The sequence below is a fragment of the Mesorhizobium sp. M1A.F.Ca.IN.020.04.1.1 genome, assembly GCF_003997315.1.
Taxonomy (GTDB): Bacteria; Pseudomonadota; Alphaproteobacteria; order Rhizobiales; family Rhizobiaceae; genus Mesorhizobium.
Genome location: NZ_RZSN01000392.1, coordinates 1 through 998, shown reverse-complemented (window position 1 = coordinate 998; position 998 = coordinate 1). Strand labels below are relative to the sequence as shown.

At 58.5% G+C, this 998-nt stretch carries 1 pseudogene; it reads right to left on the bottom strand.

The window, feature by feature from the left end:
* Positions 1-721 precede the first annotated feature (721 nt).
* Positions 722-998, bottom strand: a pseudogene (locus tag EOA49_RS32120) (hypothetical protein); the annotation flags it as partial.

Genomic DNA, 998 nt, shown 5'->3' with positions numbered 1-998 from the left:
CCCATTCAAGATGGCAAAGCACATGCGACCAGTCATAGGAATCGTCAGCAATTTCGACGTGGAAAAGGATGGTTACTTCTGTCTCGTCCACTATGTAAGCGCAATCGAGAAAGCCGGCGCTGTTCCGCAGGAGCCAACATGAAATACGACAAATCGATTTTTCAGACTAAGCTCCGGGCTCGCGCGTTCTGGGCCACGAGGCGAACACCATCGAGGTGCTCGTCCATCGCGGCCACAATCGACTCCGTGGCCCAGATGCTCAACCCATCGATGAAGAAGCTACTGCTTCAACAACACACTCACAAACGTCGTTCGAAGGGGCTCTCGTCTGGACATTCCTCCGACCTGCCAGCATCCCGAATCGCCAGTCCCCACGAGTGGTAATCTGGAGGCTTCTGTGGGGACCGCAATGCGTCGAGAGCTAAGAGCGCTGGCCAAGCGCTGTGCCATCAATCAGGAGGGCGGGGCGATGCGCTCGGGCCCGCGCGGTTCTGCAGGCGGGAGAACATGATCAGACTAGCCATCAACGTGCAACTCGGTCTGGACGCGCCGAGCAAGATGTAGGAAGTGGGCAGACAGGGCGCTCTCGCTTGCAAATAGCCGGCAAGAGCTGGACCGATGGGGCGAGTCCATAGTGCCGGAGGTGCGTGGCCATTGCCGCGGCGATCGGGGCCAGCACAGCTCTCTGGCGCCGCTCGGAGGAGGCAAGGGGCTGCAGATTCTAGTCGCCAGCAGGGGTCGGAAAAGGCGTGATCGACCAATGGATCAAGTCAACGGCACGCTGAAGTATCGCCTCGGTCTCACCTCGGCTGGGGGAAACGGCCATGACATATCCGATAGAGTCTCGGTAATCTCCCTTCCTTATGATCGACGTCTTGGGTTTTGCGTACAACTTAACCTCGGTGACACCTGGTATAGCAGCCGCGCGACCGTCTCCGTCGATCCAATCGAGGATGCCATCGCGATCAGGAAGTAGAGCCCGCCATGCTGCGACATTC